Source organism: Streptomyces sp. NPDC050147, from assembly GCF_040660195.1.
In the GTDB taxonomy this organism is placed as follows: Bacteria; Actinomycetota; Actinomycetes; order Streptomycetales; family Streptomycetaceae; genus Streptomyces.
The window spans coordinates 43,517-60,910 of record NZ_JBFALJ010000015.1 but is presented as its reverse complement, the minus strand read 5'-3'; the positions used below and the strand labels follow the sequence as shown (position 1 = coordinate 60,910).

At 70.8% G+C, this 17,394-nt stretch carries 14 protein-coding genes and 4 pseudogenes; 7 read left to right on the top strand and 11 right to left on the bottom strand.

Going from position 1 to position 17,394, the window contains the following annotated elements; genetic code table 11:
* Position 1: 1 nt before the first annotated feature.
* The 5 genes and pseudogenes from AB0I94_RS23110 to AB0I94_RS23090 form a co-directional block, all read right to left on the bottom strand.
* A pseudogene (locus AB0I94_RS23110) lies at positions 2–202 on the bottom strand (hypothetical protein); the annotation flags it as partial.
* Positions 203–244: 42 nt separating this feature from the next.
* Positions 245–439 (bottom strand): annotated as a pseudogene (locus AB0I94_RS23105) (hypothetical protein); the annotation flags it as partial.
* Positions 440–571: 132 nt separating this feature from the next.
* Positions 572–763, bottom strand: a pseudogene (locus AB0I94_RS23100) (hypothetical protein); the annotation flags it as partial.
* Positions 764–1,039: 276 nt separating this feature from the next.
* A pseudogene (locus AB0I94_RS23095) lies at positions 1,040–1,711 on the bottom strand (caspase family protein); the annotation flags it as partial.
* A gap of 2 nt (positions 1,712–1,713) precedes the next feature.
* Positions 1,714–2,130, bottom strand: a complete 417-nt coding sequence (locus tag AB0I94_RS23090; RefSeq protein WP_363311495.1) for a hypothetical protein — start codon at positions 2,128–2,130, stop codon at positions 1,714–1,716.
* A gap of 312 nt (positions 2,131–2,442) precedes the next feature.
* Between AB0I94_RS23090 and AB0I94_RS23085 the strand changes: the two genes are divergently transcribed.
* The gene (locus AB0I94_RS23085; RefSeq protein ID WP_363311614.1) at positions 2,443–3,282 is read left to right on the top strand and encodes a PPK2 family polyphosphate kinase; all 840 of its coding nucleotides are present in this window, start codon (positions 2,443–2,445) and stop codon (positions 3,280–3,282) included.
* A gap of 118 nt (positions 3,283–3,400) precedes the next feature.
* Positions 3,401–5,044: a GMC oxidoreductase gene (locus tag AB0I94_RS23080; protein ID WP_363311494.1), complete on the top strand. Its 1,644-nt coding sequence runs from the start codon at positions 3,401–3,403 to the stop codon at positions 5,042–5,044.
* Positions 5,045–5,080: 36 nt separating this feature from the next.
* Here AB0I94_RS23080 and AB0I94_RS23075 read toward each other — a convergent pair whose 3' ends face one another.
* The 4 genes from AB0I94_RS23075 to AB0I94_RS23060 form a co-directional block, all read right to left on the bottom strand.
* A complete protein-coding gene (locus tag AB0I94_RS23075) occupies positions 5,081–5,560 on the bottom strand; it encodes a carboxymuconolactone decarboxylase family protein (protein WP_363311613.1) in 480 nt (159 codons plus the stop codon).
* Between the two features lie 5 nt (positions 5,561–5,565).
* On the bottom strand, positions 5,566–6,645 hold the full coding sequence (locus tag AB0I94_RS23070; RefSeq protein WP_363311493.1) for a dihydrodipicolinate reductase: 1,080 nt from the start codon (positions 6,643–6,645) through the stop codon (positions 5,566–5,568).
* A gap of 75 nt (positions 6,646–6,720) precedes the next feature.
* The gene (locus AB0I94_RS23065; RefSeq protein ID WP_363311492.1) at positions 6,721–7,236 is read right to left on the bottom strand and encodes a lytic polysaccharide monooxygenase auxiliary activity family 9 protein; all 516 of its coding nucleotides are present in this window, start codon (positions 7,234–7,236) and stop codon (positions 6,721–6,723) included.
* A 206-nt stretch (positions 7,237–7,442) separates the two neighbouring features.
* A complete protein-coding gene (locus AB0I94_RS23060; protein WP_363311491.1) occupies positions 7,443–7,985 on the bottom strand; it encodes an FABP family protein in 543 nt (180 codons plus the stop codon).
* Between the two features lie 144 nt (positions 7,986–8,129).
* Between AB0I94_RS23060 and AB0I94_RS23055 the strand changes: the two genes are divergently transcribed.
* The 4 genes from AB0I94_RS23055 to AB0I94_RS23040 all read left to right on the top strand — a co-directional run bounded on the left by AB0I94_RS23055 (position 8,130) and on the right by AB0I94_RS23040 (position 13,583).
* A complete protein-coding gene (locus tag AB0I94_RS23055) occupies positions 8,130–9,824 on the top strand; it encodes an ABC transporter ATP-binding protein (RefSeq protein WP_363311490.1) in 1,695 nt (564 codons plus the stop codon).
* Positions 9,821–11,683: an ABC transporter ATP-binding protein gene (locus AB0I94_RS23050; RefSeq protein WP_363311489.1), complete on the top strand. Its 1,863-nt coding sequence runs from the start codon at positions 9,821–9,823 to the stop codon at positions 11,681–11,683. Before AB0I94_RS23055 ends, AB0I94_RS23050 begins: the two co-directional genes overlap by 4 nt.
* A gap of 167 nt (positions 11,684–11,850) precedes the next feature.
* Positions 11,851–12,387 (top strand): NUDIX hydrolase family protein, encoded by a 537-nt coding sequence (locus AB0I94_RS23045; RefSeq protein WP_363311488.1) that lies wholly within the window; start codon positions 11,851–11,853, stop codon positions 12,385–12,387.
* Positions 12,388–12,527: 140 nt separating this feature from the next.
* The gene (locus AB0I94_RS23040) at positions 12,528–13,583 is read left to right on the top strand and encodes a YncE family protein (protein ID WP_363311487.1); all 1,056 of its coding nucleotides are present in this window, start codon (positions 12,528–12,530) and stop codon (positions 13,581–13,583) included.
* A 31-nt stretch (positions 13,584–13,614) separates the two neighbouring features.
* Here AB0I94_RS23040 and AB0I94_RS23035 read toward each other — a convergent pair whose 3' ends face one another.
* Together AB0I94_RS23035 and AB0I94_RS23030 are read right to left on the bottom strand one after the other, a co-directional pair.
* Positions 13,615–14,919: a DUF3533 domain-containing protein gene (locus tag AB0I94_RS23035; protein ID WP_363311486.1), complete on the bottom strand. Its 1,305-nt coding sequence runs from the start codon at positions 14,917–14,919 to the stop codon at positions 13,615–13,617.
* Between the two features lie 151 nt (positions 14,920–15,070).
* Positions 15,071–15,802 (bottom strand): FadR/GntR family transcriptional regulator, encoded by a 732-nt coding sequence (locus AB0I94_RS23030; RefSeq protein WP_363311485.1) that lies wholly within the window; start codon positions 15,800–15,802, stop codon positions 15,071–15,073.
* A 271-nt stretch (positions 15,803–16,073) separates the two neighbouring features.
* On the opposite strand from AB0I94_RS23030, the gene AB0I94_RS23025 reads away from it, so the two are divergent.
* On the top strand, positions 16,074–17,363 hold the full coding sequence (locus AB0I94_RS23025; RefSeq protein WP_363311484.1) for an SLC13 family permease: 1,290 nt from the start codon (positions 16,074–16,076) through the stop codon (positions 17,361–17,363).
* Positions 17,364–17,394 lie beyond the last annotated feature (31 nt).

The following is a 17,394-nucleotide window of genomic DNA, read 5'->3' as shown; positions in this document are numbered from 1 at the left end:
GTCAGCCCCGCTGGATGCCCGACGTGTCGTACAAGAACCCCCGCCGGCTGTCCTGGGCCAGCGCGAGGAGCGCCTCGCCCCGGCGCGCGATCGCCAGGTACCACGTGCCGGGGAGCAGCTCAGCCACCACCACTTCGGAGTCGCCTTCCACGCTCATCAGCGGGCGCGCGACCGGCACCGCGAACCAGAAGGGCTCGAAGTCCGGATCGAACGCGCCGCCCGCCTCGCCGGGCATGTCGCTGATACCCCGCTGGATGCCCGACGTGTCGAGCAGGAACCCGTGCAAGCCGTCCTGGGATTGCGCGAGAAGCGCCTCACCCCTTCGCGCACCCGCCAAATACCACGCACCCGGTCGCAACTCGGCCACCTGCTCGAAGTCGCCTTCCGCGCTCATCAGCGGGCGCGCGACCGGTACCGCGAACCAGAAGGGCTCGAAGTCCGGATCGGGCGAGGCGCTCACCGCGTCGGCCAGTCGCCGCGCCTCGCGCACGGTCCGCTCGGTGCGCCGTCTCGACGCCGTGTCGCTGCCGCCGTGCGACTTCAGCGCCTGCGTGTCGGACTTCTCGCTGTTCCCCCGCTCGATGCCCGATGTGTCGAGCAGGAAGCCGCGCAAGCCTTCCTGGGTGAAGGTGACGTACGCCGTGCCGCGCTGTTCGGCCGCCAGATACCAGACGCCCGGTGCGAGCTCCGCCACCGGCTGCAACGACCCGTCCGCGCCCATCAGCGGGCGCGCGTCCGGCACCGCGTACCAGAACGGTGCGAAGGCGGGGTCGGGCACGGCCGCCACGGCCGACGCGAGGCGTTGCGCGGTCTCGACGGTCTCGCGGGCGCGCCGCTCCGCCTCCTGACGCAACTCCGCGCTCTCCAGGCGCATTTGCTCGGCCCGCCGCTCGGTCCGCTTGAGCCGCTCCTCGGCCTCCCGCTGCAGGATGTCCAGGGGCCGCCGTTCGGGCCGGGGGACGGCACCGCGGGTCGCCGCCCGGTTGCGGGCGATGGCGATGTCGCCTCCGAGGTTGCGGTTGCGCTGCTGCGGCACTGGGCGGGACTTGCTGGTCAGGGCGCGGCGCACGTCACGGTAGAGGGTGTCCATGTCCAGCGGGTCGGGCTTGCCCACGACTCCCTCGGTGAGGGTGGTGAGGAGTTCGCCGGTGAACGCGGTGTACGTCTCGCCGGGCGGGGACAGCGCGGGGCGGGTCTCGGCGCAGGACGCGAGCACGCACGTCCCGTCGACCACTGCCTGGTCCGCGAGGTGCGCGCTCGCGCTCATCTTGCCGACCAGGGCCCGCCCGCTGTAACAGCAGTCGAGGATCAGCACCGTGCTGCGGGCGCGGGCCCGCGGATCGAGCACGGCCCTGCGCAGGTACTCGTACCGCAGCCAGGTGTACTCGCGTTCGCCGTCCGAGTCGGGCAGGGCCAGGTACAGCTCCTCGGTGTGCGGGTCCATCAGGCCGTGCCCGGCGTAGTAGACGATCAGGGTGTCCAGAGCCCGGTGCGCACGCTCCCGGACCACGTCGAGGACCTGGCCGGCGCTGTCCGGCTGGGGCAGTACCGTGCACGCGTCGTCGGACAGCCCCCACACGGTGGGGTCGGTCAGCGCTTGCCGCAGCCCCCGCAGGTTGCGGGCCACGGAGGGCAGGTCGTCCAGGCGGGTGTAGTCGTGGACACCGACCAGTACGGCCTCGGAGCGGGCCGGATCCGACAGCAGCGCCACGGTTACTCGTCATCTCCGTCCGCCGGGGCGGGGGCCGGTCCCGTGCCCTCGTTCCAGAGCCGCAGCACCTGTTCGACGGTCTCCGGCGAACTGTCCTGCAGGGTGATCACGACACCGTCCCGTTCGAGCCGCACCTGCGGCGGGCGCGGACGCGATCCCCGCCAGGCGGCGACGGCGGTGACCAGGCCGCCCAGGGCGATGCTGTTGGCCAGGACGACGTTGACGAGGTCCAGGCCGTCGCCCATGGTCCCCGGCGCCGCGTGCCGTGCCCTGGTGGACAGCCGTGCGTGGCCGCGCAGTTCGGGCTCCGCCACCAGCCAGCGGTACAGCGAGAGGACGGATGCCGCGGATCCGTCGCCGGGCCCGCCTTCCCCGTCGCCGTCCGGTGTTTCGTCGCCGAACGTGAGGTTGACCTCCACGTGCCGGCCCCTTCCCCGTGGTGATCCGCATGTTCCCCGTGGTGATCCGCGGTGCTCATCGTAGAACGCGCCCCGCACGGCCACCGGGCTTTCCGGCGGCACGGGTGGCCGCGCACGGCTTTACAGGGCCCCCGCAGGCCCGGCTGGCGGGCTCGTGTCCCCCGGCCCACCATCGAGGGACAGGGAGGAAGGGGCCGCCCAGTGGCCAAGGACAAGAAGGACCGGAAGAAGCGGGGCAAGGACGCGAAAGGCGCCAAGGACGGCAAAGGCGTCGGCAAGAAGAACCGCAAGACGTCCACGCCCCCGTCCCCGCTGCGCGACCTGCTCCGCGTCCCCGAAGGCGAGCGCGTGAACCTCGCCTCGTACGCCGCCGACGCGACCCCCGGCCGGCCGGTGGACAAGGCCGCCGGAATCCTGGCCACCGCCCAGATGGGTGAACGGCTCACCGACCTCCAGGAGCGGCTCCACGCGGCGAGCACCGCGGGCGACCGCCGTCGCGTCCTGCTTGTCCTGCAAGGCATGGACACCAGCGGCAAGGGCGGCACGGTCAAGCACGTCATCGGCCAGTTCAACCCCTTGGGCTGCCGCATCAAGGCCTTCAAGACGCCCACCCCCGAGGAGTTGGACCACCCCTTCCTGTGGCGCATCTCGCAGGCGCTCCCCGCACCCGGCGAGATCGGCATCTTCGACCGCTCGCACTACGAGGACGTCCTGATCGCCCGCGTCCACGAACTGGTCCCGCCCAGCGATCTCGGCCGCCGCTACGGCCGTATCAACAACTTCGAGCAGAGCCTGACCGACGACGGCGTCACCGTCATCAAGTGCTTCCTGCACATCTCGTACGAACAGCAGCGCCGCCGCCTGCTCCGACGCCTCGACGCCCCGGACAAGCACTGGAAGTTCGACCCGGGCGACATCGACGAGCGCGCCCTGTGGCCCGCCTATCAGGAGGCGTACGAGATCGCACTCGAGCGCTGCTCGACGGCGCACGCCCCGTGGTACCTCATCCCGGCGGACCGCAAGTGGTACCGCGACTGGGCGATCAGCGGCCTGCTCCTGGAGCATCTGGACATGCTGGATCCGCGGTACCCGAAGGCGGACTTCGATGTCGGCCTGGCGAGGAAGCGGCTCCTGAGTGACGGCGGATCATAGGTACAAGATCGGATCATAGGTACAAGATCGGACAGAAGTTACCTCTAGGTATGCAGTGACTTAATGCGCCAGCAGCAGTAGAACTCGTTCCCATTCCTACGAGAGTGAGGAACGTCACATGCATGTCACTACCATGCGCATTACCGCCCAGGAGGGCGTCACACGGCGAAGATTCTTAGCTGGAACTGGTTCTATTCTGGGCGCCGTCACCCTCTCCGCCCAGACCGCCGTTGCCCAGGTGCGGCCCGCAGCCGCGGCGGGGCCCATCAGAGACGGAGCCCGCGTCCCCGTACTGGTGATCGGCACCGGGTACGGAGGTTCCGTCGCCGCCCTGCGCCTCGCCCAGGCAGGCGTCGACGTACACATGGCCGAGATGGGCATGGCGTGGGACACCCCCGGCTCCGACGGCAAGATCTTCGCCCACACCACGTCACCCGACGGCCGTTCCTACTGGCTGCGCACCAGGACCAAACAGCCCCTGAGCAACTTCCTCGGCTTCCCCATCGACAAGGACATCCCCCGCTACACCGGGATTCTCGACGCCGAGGACATGGGCGGGATCCTCGTCTACCAGGGCCGCGGAGTCGGCGGCGGCTCCCTGGTCAACGGCGGCATGGCGGTCACGCCCAAGCGCGAGAACTTCGGCGCCGTCCTCCCGTCGGTCGACGCCGACGAGATGTACTCCACCTACTATCCGCGCGCCAACGCCGGTCTCGGCGTCAGCACCATCGACCCGGCCTGGTTCGACAGCGTCGACTGCTACCAGTACTCCCGCGTCGGCCGTAAGCACGCCCAGCGTTCCGGCTTCCCGTTCGTCTTCGTGCCCGGTGTCTATGACTGGGACTACATGAAGCAGGAGGCGACCGGAACAGTCCCCAAGTCGGCGGTCGCCGGTGAGATCCTCTATGGCAACAACTACGGCAAGAAGTCACTCCAGAAGACCTACATCGCCCGGGCCACCGCGACCGGCCGGGTCACCATCTCGCCGCTGCACAAGGTCACTTCGGTCTCCCCCGCGTCCGGCGGCGGCTACTCCGTCGTCATCGAGCAGCTCAACACCAGCGGCACCACCACCGCCACCAAGACCGTCACCGCCGACAAGGTGTTCTTCGCGGCCGGCAGTGTCGGCACCAGCAAATTACTGGTCGAACTGAAGGCCACCGGTGCGCTGCCCCGGCTGAACGGGGAGATCGGCAAGGGCTGGGGCGACAACGGCAACGTCATGTGCGGCCGGGCCAACCACATGTGGGACCCGACCGGCAAGGTCCAGTCGTCCATCCCCACGGCCGGCATCGACAACTGGGCGGCCGGTGGCGCGTTCGCCGAGGTGGCGCCGCTGCCCACCGGGATCGAGACCTACGCCTCGTTCTACCTGTCGATCACGAAGAACCCGAACCGTGCCGCCTTCTCCTGGAACGCGGCGGCGGGGAAAGTGGAGCTGAACTGGCAGACGGCCTGGAAGCAGCCGTCCATCGACGCGGCCAAGACCATCTTCGACAAGATCAACGCGAAGGAGGGGACGATCTACCGCACCGATCTGTTCGGCACGTACAAGATCTGGGGCGACCACCTCACCTACCATCCGCTCGGCGGCGCCGTCCTGAACAAGGCCACCGACAACTACGGCCGTCTGCACGGCCATCCGGGCCTGTACGTCATCGACGGCTCGCTGATCCCCGGCAACACGAGCGTCAACCCGTTCGTCACCATCACGGCGCTCGCCGAACGGAACATCGAGAAGATCATCGCGACCGATCTGTAGCCACGGCCCCTCGGCACCGGTCCGCGTCATGGCCCTTCAGTGCCCGGGCAGGACGCACACCGCGTCGAGACCGAGCACATGGTTGAGCCGGCCGAAGGCCAGCCAGGAGCCGATGCTCATGCTCAGCTCCACGATCTCGCGCTGGCCGTAGTGCGCGGTCATCCGCTTCCAGAACTCCTCGTCGAGGCCATGGTGATCCAGGGCGTACCGCTCGGCGTACTCGGCGGCAAGGCGTGTCCGGTCGTCGAAGGCGTCGGTGGTGCGCCACTGGGTGACCGCTTCGGCGAACTCCTCCTCGACCTTCTGGCCCTCGCGTTCGGTGCGCCAGTCGAGGCAGAACAGGCACCCGTTGATCTGTGCGACACGCAACCGCGCGGCCTCGAACTCCCGCAGTCCCAGGGTCGTGTGCTCGTACACGGACAGCGAGAAGTTCGCCGCGGCCATGCCGATCCCGGGAACCATCTCGCCCCACACGTACCCGATCGGCTCCTGCCCCTCGGGAATGTCTATGTGCATCGAGCTCATTGCTTGCTCCTTCCGAGCTTGCCCGTCGCGGGGCGCAGCGGGACGTCGAGCGCGTCGTACAGTCCGGGGTCCGCGTCCACGAGCCAGTCGATGGCGCCGACCAGACGGCCGACCGCGGTCGCGTTGCCGCCCGCCGACCGGTTCTCGCCCTCGTCGGTTGCCTCGACCGTGACCTCGATGCGCGGGCGGCCCTCGATGATCACGCGGTGCGCACCGGCGCCGTCGGGGGGCGTCGGCCAGTCGGGCGCGCAGGACGGGTGGATGCGGGTGACGTGTTCGATGACGATGCGGGGTTCGCCCCCGACGATGCCCTGCACCTCGAAGCGCACCGCGCCCTGGGTGCCCGCCTCGAAGTCGCCCATCGTCCGCGTGCTCACCGAGGTGTCGAGCGCGCGCCGCTCCAACGTCTCGCGTATGTCGTCGAGTTCGGCGCCGAGCGCCCTGGCCATCAGCCGGATCTGCCCTCCCCACACCATGGTCGGGACGGTCTCGGCGAGCATCAGGGGCTCGTAGTCCATCGGATGTCCCATGCCGATCAGGTGGCGTACGGAATCCTCCTGGTCGTACGTGGAGTAGTCGAAGATCTCCTGGCAGCGGATCGCGTCGACGGTGCTGCCAAGGCCGCTGACCAGCAGGGGCAGTACGTCGTTGCCCCAGCCGGGGTCGACGCCGGACACGAAGAGGGAGCCGCCGCCGTCCGCGACGGCGGCGAGGAGCGGGTCCCGCAGCTCGGGCGGGGCGTTGCGCTGGTCGTAGAGAGCGTAAAGCGCGGGGGTGACGACGACGGCCCCGGCCCGGATCGCCCGGCCGACGTCGGCGAGCGCCTCGTCGGGGCGGATGTCGCCGGAGGCCGCGTACACCACGGCCTGCGGCGAGGCGGCAAGCACCGCGTCGATGTCGGCGGTCGCCGCGACGCCCGACCGCCCCTGGAGACCGGCGAGGTCGGCCGCGTCGCGGCCGACCTTGTCGGGGCTGTGCACGAGTACGGCCGTGAGCTTCAGCGCCGGGTGCGCCTCGACGGCACGTATGGCCGCGCGGCCGACATTTCCGGTTCCCCAGACAACCGTGGAAATCATGCGGCGGAGGGTAACCAGAGGGCGTATCACTTCATAGAGCCATGACCGGAGAGGATTCCGCCAAGAGCGCGCGCGCTAACGGATGTTGACGTCGATGCACGCGTAGAAGGCGTTCGACGTGTCGCCTATGTTCCAGACCGCGAGCACCTTGTGCCTGCCGGTGGCGCTGCCGAGGTTGACCTGGTGCGAGACAGTGGCGGGTGGCTGTTGGTTGCCGCCGTCGATGGTGGCAACCTTCACGCCGTCGACGAAGTACTCGTAGTTCGCGGTGCGGTGCCGTGCGGTGAACGTCCAGGTGAAGGTCTGCGTCCTGCTCACGTCGCTGACCCGCCACCCCTTGCTGTCGTCGTTGAGCTCGGCGAACCGGGCGTTGCCGCCGTTGCAGCTGCGCAGGCCCTTGGGCCCCTCGACGCTCTGCGGTTCGTACTTGATGTCACCGCACGGGATGGTGCGCGCGGCGCACTGCGCCTGCCGGCTGGCCGGGGCGTTGACGTAGCCGTGCGCGCTGGCCGATCCGGTCGGCAGGGTGAGGGCGAGGACCGGCGCGAGGCCCGCACCGATCATGGCGGCCAACTTCCGCTTCTTGTGCATGCGTACTCCTTCACGGCGCTGAGGTGGGGGTGTGCGTGAAGTGCTTCTGCGGGTCGCGCGACGTACTTGAGGGGGGTGTGGAGAGTCGGGGCCGGATGTTCGCGATGGCCGATTGGTCCAGACCGATTAGTCCAGACCATAGACTTCGGCGAGTCTCGGTCAAGGCCGCTTTCGCGCCATGTACGGGCGGCAGGCGGCCTCGCGTCCTACGCCGTGCGGCGAAGGTGTGCGGAGAGGTGGTGCTGGAGCGGCTGACCGACCGCTTCGAGGTCGTGGACGAAGGCGAGCCGACCGTCGTCGGTGAGCGTGTAGCGGCGGCAGGTGGCCTTGACCTCCTTGGCGGTGGGCGTGCGGGCCACCTCGCTGGTGGAGAGGTCGACCGTGTTGCCGGTCGCCCGGCCCACCGCGATCTCCGCGATGCCGGTGGGCTGGGTGATCAGCGCCTCGACCCGCCCGTCGGGCTGCAGCCGCCACCAGCCGCTCTCCCGCGCCGACGGCCGCAGCGGTGCGTCGTCGGCGTCGAGGAGCCAGGCCCGCGCCTCGTAGCGGAGGAAGGGGCGGCCGTCGTGGCTGAAGGTGACTTCCTGCGCGTACGTGAAGTCCGCGTCGAGGGTGGGGTATTCGCCCCGGCCCCGGCCGTGCCAGGTACCCAGCAGACCGAGCACCGGCGTGAGCAGCGCGTGCGGCGTCGGCGCCTCGTCCGGTCGGTGACCGTCGGGGTACGGGTGCTCCGGTGCGGGGTCGAACACGGTGTGCGCTCCAGGGTCGGGGGCCGGGTGACAGGAGGCAGCCTAGGGTCCACGAGGGCAGGGCTCGGAGGGCGCATCACTACAGGGAAGTAACTTAGGGTAGCCTCACCTAGATTTTACTGTCCGGCCCTGGAGAGGTGGCGGGTGAGTTCTACAAGTCCGTCGGGGCGGGACGTCCTGAGACGGTCCATACGGGGCCAGCGGCGTGATGTCGCCGTTGGCTCGGTGCTGGGTTCCGGGCATCAGATAGGCGAGGCGCTCGTCCCCGTCCTGATCGGTGTCGCGATCGACCAGGCCGTCACCGACTCCGACACCGGCGCCCTGCTCCTGTGCCTCGGCGTCCTGGCCGTCGGCTATGTGGCGCTCGCGCTGAGCTTCCGCTTCGGCGCCATGGCCGGCGAGCGGTCCGCCGCCCGCGCCGAGCACACCCTGCGCATCTCCCTCGTACGACGCGTCCTGGACCCCGGCGGCGGAGCCGAGGACGGGCGGCTGCCCGGCGCCCTCGCGAACATCGCGACCGAGGACGCCAAGCGGGTCGGCGCCGTCAACATGGCCCTGATGTCCGGGATCTCGGCGCTGACCGGCATCCTCACCTGTGCGGTCGTCCTGCTGCGCATGTCGCTGACGCTCGGCCTCGTCGTGCTGCTCGGCACGCCGGTGCTGCTCTGGCTCGGGCATCTCCTGAGCAAGCCGCTGGAGAGCCGCAGCGGGGCCGAGCAGGAGCAGGCGGCGCACGCGTCGGCCGTCGCCGCCGACCTGGTGACGGGCCTGCGGATCCTCAAGGGCATCGGCGGTGAGTCGGCCGCCATCGCCCGCTACCGCACCACGAGCCGTGACTCCCTCGGTGCCACCCTGAAGGCGGCACGCGCGCAGGCCTTCCAGAGCGGTGTCGTCCTCGCCCTCACGGGGTGCCTGATCGCCGCCGTCGCGCTGGTCGGCGGCAGGCTGGCCGCCCAGGGCAGCATCAGCCTGGGCGAGCTGGTGTCGGCGGTCGGGCTCGCGCTCTTCCTCCTCGGCCCCCTGGAGACGCTCTCCTGGGCCAACGCCGAGTTCGCCCAGGGCCGGGCATCGGCGGGACGGATCGCGGAGGTCGTCGCCGCCGCGCCCGCCGTCACCGGCGGAGACCGGAGCCTGGCCGTGCCGGTGCGCGGAGCGGTACGGCTGAGCGGCGTACGGCACGGCGGGCTGCGCGGCGTGGATCTGGACGTCGCGCCCGGCGAACTGCTCGGCGTGGTCGCGACGGACCCCGCCCACGCCAACGACCTGCTGCGCTGCCTGGCCCGGCGGGCCGATCCCGATACCGGAACCGTGGAGCTGGACGGCATCCCGCTGCGGGACCTCGATCCGGCCGAACTGCGCACGGCGATGCTGGTCGCCGAACACGACGCGGACCTCTTCGAGGGCACCGTCCGCGACAACGTCACGGCCGCCGCGTCCGGCGCCACCGACCCGGAGCAGGCCATGGCCGCGGCCGGAGTCGCGCAGGTCGCCCAGACCCTGCCGGAGGGCGAGCACACGCCGGTCGGCGAGCGCGGCAGCTCGCTCTCGGGCGGGCAGCGCCAACGCGTCGCGCTGGCACGGGCGCTGGCCGCCGAACCCCCCGTCCTGGTGGTCCACGATCCGACCACCGCGGTGGACGCCGTGACCGAGGCCCGCATCGCGGCCGGTGTCCGCGAGATCCGCAAGGGCCGCACCACGGTCCTGGTGACCACGAGTCCCGCACTGCTCTCGGTCACCGACCGGGTGGTGCTCCTGGAAGAGGGGCGGGTGACCGACGCGGCCCCGCACGCGGACCTGATCCAGCGTCATGAGGCCTATCGCTCGGCGGTGTTGGCATGAACGAGACCTCGGCCGAGCAGCACACGGACACCCGTGAGCTGCTCCCCACCGCCACCGCATCGCGCACCCGCGCCGCGGTCCGCGAGCTGGTGCGCCCCTACCGCGGCCTGGCGGCCGGCGGCTTCGCGGTGATGATCGCGGCGACGGCGGTGGGCCTCCTGGTCCAGCCGTTGCTCGGCCGCATCGTCGACATGGTGGCCGACCAGCGTCCGGCGGGCGACCTCACGCTCCCGGTCGTCCTGCTGATCCTGGTCGCCCTCGTGCACGGCGGTACCACCTCGCTCGGCCTGACCCTGATCTCCCGGCTCGGCGAGACCGTGCTCGCGCAGCTGCGCGAGCGTTTCGTGGAGAAGGCCCTGCGGCTGCCGCTCGAACAGGTGGAGAAGGCCGGGGCGGGAGACCTCACCGCCCGGGTGACCCGGGATGTCTCGGTGGTCGGCGAGGCGGTGCGCAGCGCCCTGCCCGAACTGGCCCGTTCCCTGCTGGCCATCCTCTTGACGCTGGTCGCGATGGCGGCGCTCGACTGGCGCTTCCTGGTCGCGACGCTGCTCGCGGTGCCCATCCAGGCGTCCACCGCGCGCTGGTACGTCCGCCACGCCGTGCCGCTCTACGCCCGGCAGCGCATCGCCACCGGGGCCCAGCAGCAGCAGTTGCTCGACACCATCGCCGGTGCGGGCACGGTGCGGGCCTTCCGCATCGAGGAGCAGCACACCGCGCGGGTGACGCGACGCAGTTCGGCCGCGGTCGAGCTGAAGATGCGCGGCATCCGGCTGGTCCTCGACTTCTACAACCGGCTGCACGTCGCCGAGTACCTCGGCCTCACCGCGGTCCTCGTCACCGGGTTCCTCCTGGTCCGCGCGGACTCGGTGTCCATCGGCACCGCGACCGCCGCCGCGCTCTACTTCCACAGCCTCTTCACGCCGGTCAACTCGGCACTCGTGCTCCTGGACGACGCGCAGTCGGCGACCGCCTCGCTCGCCCGCCTCGTCGGGGTCGCCGACGAGGTCGTCCCGGAGCCCGTGCCCGCCGCGCGGGCTCAGGCCACACCGCGGGGTCCCGGTACGGAGCCGGACGGCACCGTCACCGTGATCGGCATCGACCACGAGTACGTACCGGGGCAGCCCGTCCTGCAGAACGTGGACCTGACGCTCCGGGCCGGAGAGCGAGTGGCGCTGGTCGGCCCGAGTGGCGCCGGCAAGACCACCCTGGCCAAGCTCATCGCGGGGGTCCACCGCCCGACCTCCGGTTCGGTGCACCTGACGGGCACCCGGAGCCGTGACGACGGGCTCCCCGTGGCGCTGGTCACCCAGGAGACGCACGTCTTCGCCGGGCCGCTGGCGGACGATCTGCGCCTCGCTCATGCCGACGCCACCGACGACGAACTGCGCACGGCGCTGACCGCCGTCGAGGCCATCGACTGGGTCGAAGCCCTGCCTGACGGCCTGGACACCGTCGTGGGCGACGGAGGCCACCGCCTCACCTCCGCCCAGGTCCAGCAACTCGCCCTGGCCCGGCTGATGCTGGCCGATCCGCCGGTGGCCGTGCTCGACGAGGCGACGGCCGAGGCGGGCAGCACCGGTGCGCGTCTCCTGGAGAAGGCCGCGGGCCGGGCCGTCGAGGGGCGCACCGCGCTGGTCGTCGCGCACCGCCTCACCCAGGCCGCGACCGCGGACCGGATCGTCGTCATGGAGGGCGGCCGGATCGTCGAGAGCGGCACCCACGACGAACTGCGCGCGGGCTCCGGCCCCTACGCCTCCCTGTGGCAGGCGTGGTCAGGTACCCGTAGCGCGACCGACAAGGCCCCCACGAGCTCCACCGGCACGGCCACCGACACCACCACCGTGGAGGCCGACGACTGAGCCTCAGCTCTCCCGGAGGTGCGACACGCCCCGCGGCTCTCCCGGGGGCACGACACGCCTCGCGGCCGTGCTCGCCTCCGCGCGCCCGACTCCTCAAATGCGCCGCGGTGATCACTCAGCCGAAGGAGAAGCAGCACGCCGGGGGCCGGTGAACGTATGATCAGCCGATGTCTGACACGACCGAAACCACGCCCGGCTGGCTGCCTTCCGACGAGCTCGAACAGGCCCGTGCGCGTATGCCGATCCTGTACGTCGAAGCGGTGCCGGTGCGCGTCGACGACAGCGGCGAAGTCACCAGTATCGGGCTGCTGTTGCGCATGGGACAGGAGGGCGGGGTCAGTCGCACCCTGGTCTCAGGCCGCGTTCTGCACCACGAGCGGGTGCGTGACGCTCTCCTGCGCCATCTGGAGAAGGACCTGGGCCCGGTGGCTCTCCCCCGCGTCCCGTCCTCCCTGCAGCCCTTCACCGTCGCCGAGTACTTCCCGACGCAAGGCATCACGCCGTTCCACGACCCCCGCCAGCACGCGGTGTCCCTCGCCTACATCGTCCCGGTGACGGGCGACTGCCGTCCGCGGCAGGACGCCCTGGACCTGGTCTGGTTCAGTCCGCAGGAAGCCTTGTCGCTGGTGGTCCAGAACGAGATGCCGGGCGGTCACGGCGTCCTGCTCAAGCAGGCCCTCGCGCACGCGGGTTGCCTGTCCTGAGCGAGTCCGGCGCGGCGTCCGGTGAACCGCACCGTGCGGGGTCCGGCGCATCGCCCGGTGACGGATAAGGTAAGGCTCGGCTAAGTTGATCGGCGAGTGCCTCCCTCCGGAGGCACCTCTGCCAAGGAGATCGACGCAGCATGAGCTCAACCATCCGCCGGGCCCGCCGTACCACCGCGATAGCCGTGTCCCTCGCCGCGGGGAGCGTACTGGCCTCGACCGGCGCCGCGGGCGCCGCCACCGCGGGCACCGGCGCGCCCACCGTCTCCGCGCCGGTGGCGCCCGGCCTGTACCAGTCCGCGTACTCGGAACGGAACGACGCGCTCTGGGTCGCCTCCTCGGTGGGCCAGCCGCCGGCGCCGGTCACCGGCTCCAGCCTCCTGAGGGTCGACCCGGACACGTTGCGGGTGGAGAAGAGATACGCGCCGGCCACCAACGCGGCGACGGGTGCCGTCCAGTCCGTCTACGGCGTCGCCGTCGACGACGAGCACAACACCGTCTGGACGACGAACACCCGTGACAACTCCGTCTCCGTCTACAGCCAGCGCACCGGCAAGCACCTCGCCACCCTGCCCGGCGTGAACCACGCGCGGGAGGTCGTCGTCGACGAGCGGCGCGACCTGGTGTGGGCGAGCGCCTTCGGCGACGGCACCCTCGTCGCCTTCGACTCCGGCACCTTCAAGGAGAAGCGGCGCGTCACCGTACCGGGCGCGGGGCCGACGGGCCTCGCCGTGAACGAGCGGACCGGCTCCGTGTACGCGGCCGACCACACCGGCGACCGGATCATCGAGGTCTCACCCGGCGCCGGGAGCCCGCGGCTCGTCCCGACCGGCGACGGCCCGCTCTCGGTGGCACTCTCCAAGAACGGCCGCACCGCGTACACCGGTGACCAGACCGCGGGCACCGTATCGGTGGTCGACCTCCGCAAGGGCGCCGACACCCGGTCCGTGGCGTCCGGCGCCGGCACCAAGTCCGTGGCGGTCGACCACCGTTCGGGCCACATCCTTGCCGTCAACCGGCTCTCCGCCACCGTCACGGTCGTCGACCCCCGCAAGGGAGCCGTCGTGAAGACCGTCACCACCGCCGCCCTGCCCAACCACGTCCACGTGGCCGACGGCACCGCCTATGTGGTCGACAAGTCGGCCTCGGGCCCCGCGGGAGAAGACCTGATGACCCGCTTCCGCGTCCGGCGCTAGGGCCGTCAGGAGGGCCCCGGCTCAGGCGGGTTCAGGGCGAGGGTTGCGGAGTCATCCGGTGCAGCCCCTTGCGGTCGTAGTAGCGGGTCATCGCGAACCCGAAGGCCGCCGCGAGGGCCACACCGACCGCGATCATGATCCAGGCGCGGGCGAGACCGGCGTCGGCGCGGGCGTCGAAGAACAGGATCGAGCGGACGCCCCCGCTGAGCTGACGCATGGGCTCGAAGATCCCGAGGAAGCGGTAGAAGCCGGGGACCGCCTCCAGCGGGATGGTGGCCCCGGAGGACGGCAGGCCAAGGACGATGAACACGAACATGGACACGAGCTGACCGATCCCGCCGAAGGCGGCGTTGATGGCCTGGACTCCCAGGCCGACAGCGAGGCTCGCGCAGTAGGAGAAGATCCACAGCAACGGCAGGTGGGTGGCGTCCATGCCCAGGATCGCGACGGTGGCCAGCATGATCAAGGTGGTGGTCAGGACCGTGATGCCCGCGGTCATGGCCATCTTCAGGAGCAGCGTCTGGGTACGGCTGATCGGCACGGTCGGGCGACGGGTGTGCCAGGGGCCGATCTCGCCGTCGGCGTAGCCGAGGGCGGTGTCGACGCCCGTGCTGATGAGGTTGGCGCCGAGGAACCCGGCCAGGACGAGCAGCAGGGTGTAGTAGAAGGCGCTCAGGCCCAACCCGCTGTTGTTCCCGATGGGATGGCCGACCTCGGTGGTGATGCCGACGGGGTCGGCGAGCAGCAGGCCCGCGGTGGAACCGGTTGCCTTGTCGGCGCCCGCCGCCTTCAGCTGCTCGCCGATGGCCTGGGAGGACTGCTGTACGGCCGCCGTGGCAATCTTGCTCGCCAGGGAAGAGCCGAGGCTGCCCATGCCGGGGTTGGTCAGCACCGTCATCGTCGGCCGCTGCGTCGCGCGTGGCGTGGTGAGCGCGGCGACGGAGTCACTGAAGTCCGCGGGGATGACGAGTGCCCCGTAGATCTTGCCGGAGTCCAGCTCGTCCTGCGCCTGGGCCCGCGTGAGCCGGCGCCAGTCGGCCTTGTCGCTGGAGGTGTCCGCGAGTACGGAACGGGTGACCTGTGTCCCCAGATTCTGCTTCTGCCCGGCCGGGGGCTTTCCCTGGTCCGCGTTGACGATGGCGAGGGGCAGGTCGCGCAGGTCGCGATGGGGGCTGATGATGCCGCCCATGTAGAGCAGGGACAGCAGCAGGGCGAGCAGCCCGGTCAGAACAGTGGGCACCAGCCACAGCTTGGGGCGGCGCAGGAGCGCGGAGGCGCGTGCCTTGGTGCCGGTGTGACGGGGAGCGTTGTCGTCGGCCATGGTGTCGTCGTCCATGAGCCCACCTTCGGCGCCGCGTGCGGCGCCCGGAGCGAACAACACGTTCAGGAGCGAAGGACCAGGCGAATAGCCGCTCCCCGACCGCCGACCAGCCGCCGACCAGCGCCAACCACCCGCCGATCAGCCGCCGACCAGCCGCCGCGCGGGTTTACGCCTCAGGGTGGTCCGGCGGGCCCGGCTCGGCGTCCGGGTTCCAGTCGAGGAGCCTGACTTTCGCCACCGTCCGCACATGCCGGCGCATCGCGGCGGCCGCCGCCCGTCCCCGGCCGGCCTCGATCGCGTCGAGGATCGCGTGGTGCTGGGCGAGGGACCGGGCGGGACGCCGCACCTGGCGCAGCGATTCGTTGCGGCTCTCGGTGATCTGCTCGGCGATGGAGCGCATGAACTCGGCGAGCAGCGCGCTGTGGGCGGCCGCGGTCACGGCCGCGTGGAAGAGCCGGTCGCCCTCGACGCCGCGCTCGCCCCGCTCGATCTCCCGCGCCATCGTGTCGAGCGCGTCCCGCATCGCCCGCACGTCCTCGTCCGTCCGGCGCTCGGCGGCCAGTTCGGCCAGTTTGGTCTCCAGCGCCTCGCGCGCCTCCAGGACGTCGGGCAGCCGCCGCTTGCGCTCCACGAGCCGCTCCACGGGCTCGGCGTCCAGGCTGTCCTTGACCAGATAGGTGCCGCCGCCGTGCCGCACCTCGACCAGGCCCTGCACTTCCAGTACGACGATGGCCTGCTTGACGGAGGCGCGCGAGACGCCGAGGCGCTGGGCCAGTTCACGCTCGGGCGGCAGCCGGTCGCCGGTGCGCAGGCCGCCCTCGCCGACGTAGGCGCGCAGCCGGTCGAGCACCTGCTCGTACAACCGCGTCCTGCCCATGGGCCGCAGCGCGTCAGACATCCCGGCCCATCCCGACCCCCGTCATCCCGACCCCCGCTATCCCGACTCCCATTTCGGCCCCCCTGCCGGATTTCTCCCCCGTACCGATGGTTCCGCAGCCTAACAGCGGCCGATCCAGTGGACGAGTGGGCAAGTGGGCAAGTGGCTCAGCCAATTTGCGTCCGATCTCTTGACGGCCGAAACCCGATGCCCCGACGCTGTGTTCCGCCAACGGCCAAATTGGTTCAGCCACTTGGCCACTGAGGGACGGCCCCAGGGACGGGAGCCCACGATGTCCGCCGAACTCATCTCCATCCTCGTACTCGTGGTGGTCTTCGTGATCGCCACCACCCGCTCCATCAACATGGGCGCACTCGCCTTCGCCGCCGCCTTCGCGGTCGGCGAACTGGCCGCCGACCTCGACGCGGACGGCATCTTCGCCGGCTTCCCCGGTGATCTCTTCGTCGTCCTGGTCGGCGTGACCTATCTGTTCGCGATCGCCCGTGCCAACGGCACCACCGACTGGCTGGTGCACGCGTCCATCCGCCTGGTGCGCGGGCGGATCGCACTGATCCCCTGGGTGATGTTCGTGATCACCGGGGCGCTGACCGCGATCGGCGCGGTCAGTCCGGCCGCCGTGGCGATCGTCGCGCCGATCGCCCTGAGCTTCGCCGCCCGGTACGGGATCAGCCCGCTCCTGATGGGCGCCATGGTGGTGCACGGGGCGCAGGGCGGCGGCTTCTCGCCCATCAGCATCTACGGGTCGATCGTCAACGGCATCGTGGAGCGCGAGAACCTGCCGGGGAACGAGGTCGTCCTCTTCCTCGCCTCGCTCGGCGTCAACCTCATCATCGCCGGGATCGTCTTCGTCCTCTTCGGAGGGCTGAAGCTGGGCGGCCGCTCCGAGGCGGCCGAGCCGGGGGCCGGGCCGGAAGAAGCCACGTCGCAAGAGGCCGAATCGGCTGGGAACGAGGCGGGTTCGCGGCTCGATCCGGCCAAGATCGCCACGCTCGCCGCCCTGGTCGCCCTCGTCGTCGCCGTCCTCGGCTTCGATCTCGACGCCGGTCTGTGCGCCATCACCCTGGCCGTGATCCTGAGCGCGATCTGGTCCGACACCAGCCGCAAGGCCGTCGGCGAGATCGCCTGGTCGACCGTGCTGCTGATCTGCGGTGTGCTGACCTACGTCGGCGTGCTGGAGGAGATGGGCACCATCGAGTGGGCCGGTGAGGGCGTCTCCGACATCGGTGTCCCGCTCCTCGCCGCCGTCCTGCTCTGCTACATCGGCGCGCTCGTCTCCGCGTTCGCCTCCTCCGTCGGGATCATGGGCGCGCTCATACCGCTCGCTGTGCCGTTCCTGGCCCAGGGCGAGATCGGAGCGGTCGGCATGATCGCGGCGCTCGCCGTCTCCGCCACCGTCGTGGACGTCAGCCCCTTCTCGACCAACGGTGCGCTGGTGCTCGCCGCCGCCCCGGACGTCGACCGGGAGCGCTTCTTCCGGCAGCTGATGGTGTACGGCGGGATCGTGGTGGCCGTGGTGCCCGCCGCGGTGTGGCTCGTCTTCGTGGTGCCAGGATTCGGGTAGGACGAACCATCACCAGGCAACGGTCCGTGAC

Excerpts from the sequence above, each read along its gene's own strand:
- AB0I94_RS23040 (WP_363311487.1), top strand. The coding sequence starts at position 12,528 with ATGAGCTCAACCATCCGCCGGGCCCGCCGTACCACCGCGATAGCCGTG.
- AB0I94_RS23045 (WP_363311488.1), top strand. The coding sequence starts at position 11,851 with ATGTCTGACACGACCGAAACCACGCCCGGCTGGCTGCCTTCCGACGAG.
- AB0I94_RS23070 (WP_363311493.1), bottom strand. The coding sequence starts at position 6,645 with ATGATTTCCACGGTTGTCTGGGGAACCGGAAATGTCGGCCGCGCGGCC.
- AB0I94_RS23065 (WP_363311492.1), bottom strand. The coding sequence starts at position 7,236 with ATGCACAAGAAGCGGAAGTTGGCCGCCATGATCGGTGCGGGCCTCGCG.
- AB0I94_RS23025 (WP_363311484.1), top strand. The coding sequence starts at position 16,074 with ATGTCCGCCGAACTCATCTCCATCCTCGTACTCGTGGTGGTCTTCGTG.
- AB0I94_RS23080 (WP_363311494.1), top strand. The coding sequence starts at position 3,401 with ATGCATGTCACTACCATGCGCATTACCGCCCAGGAGGGCGTCACACGG.
- AB0I94_RS23030 (WP_363311485.1), bottom strand. The coding sequence starts at position 15,802 with ATGTCTGACGCGCTGCGGCCCATGGGCAGGACGCGGTTGTACGAGCAG.
- AB0I94_RS23035 (WP_363311486.1), bottom strand. The coding sequence starts at position 14,919 with ATGGACGACGACACCATGGCCGACGACAACGCTCCCCGTCACACCGGC.
- AB0I94_RS23050 (WP_363311489.1), top strand. The coding sequence starts at position 9,821 with ATGAACGAGACCTCGGCCGAGCAGCACACGGACACCCGTGAGCTGCTC.
- AB0I94_RS23075 (WP_363311613.1), bottom strand. The coding sequence starts at position 5,560 with ATGCACATAGACATTCCCGAGGGGCAGGAGCCGATCGGGTACGTGTGG.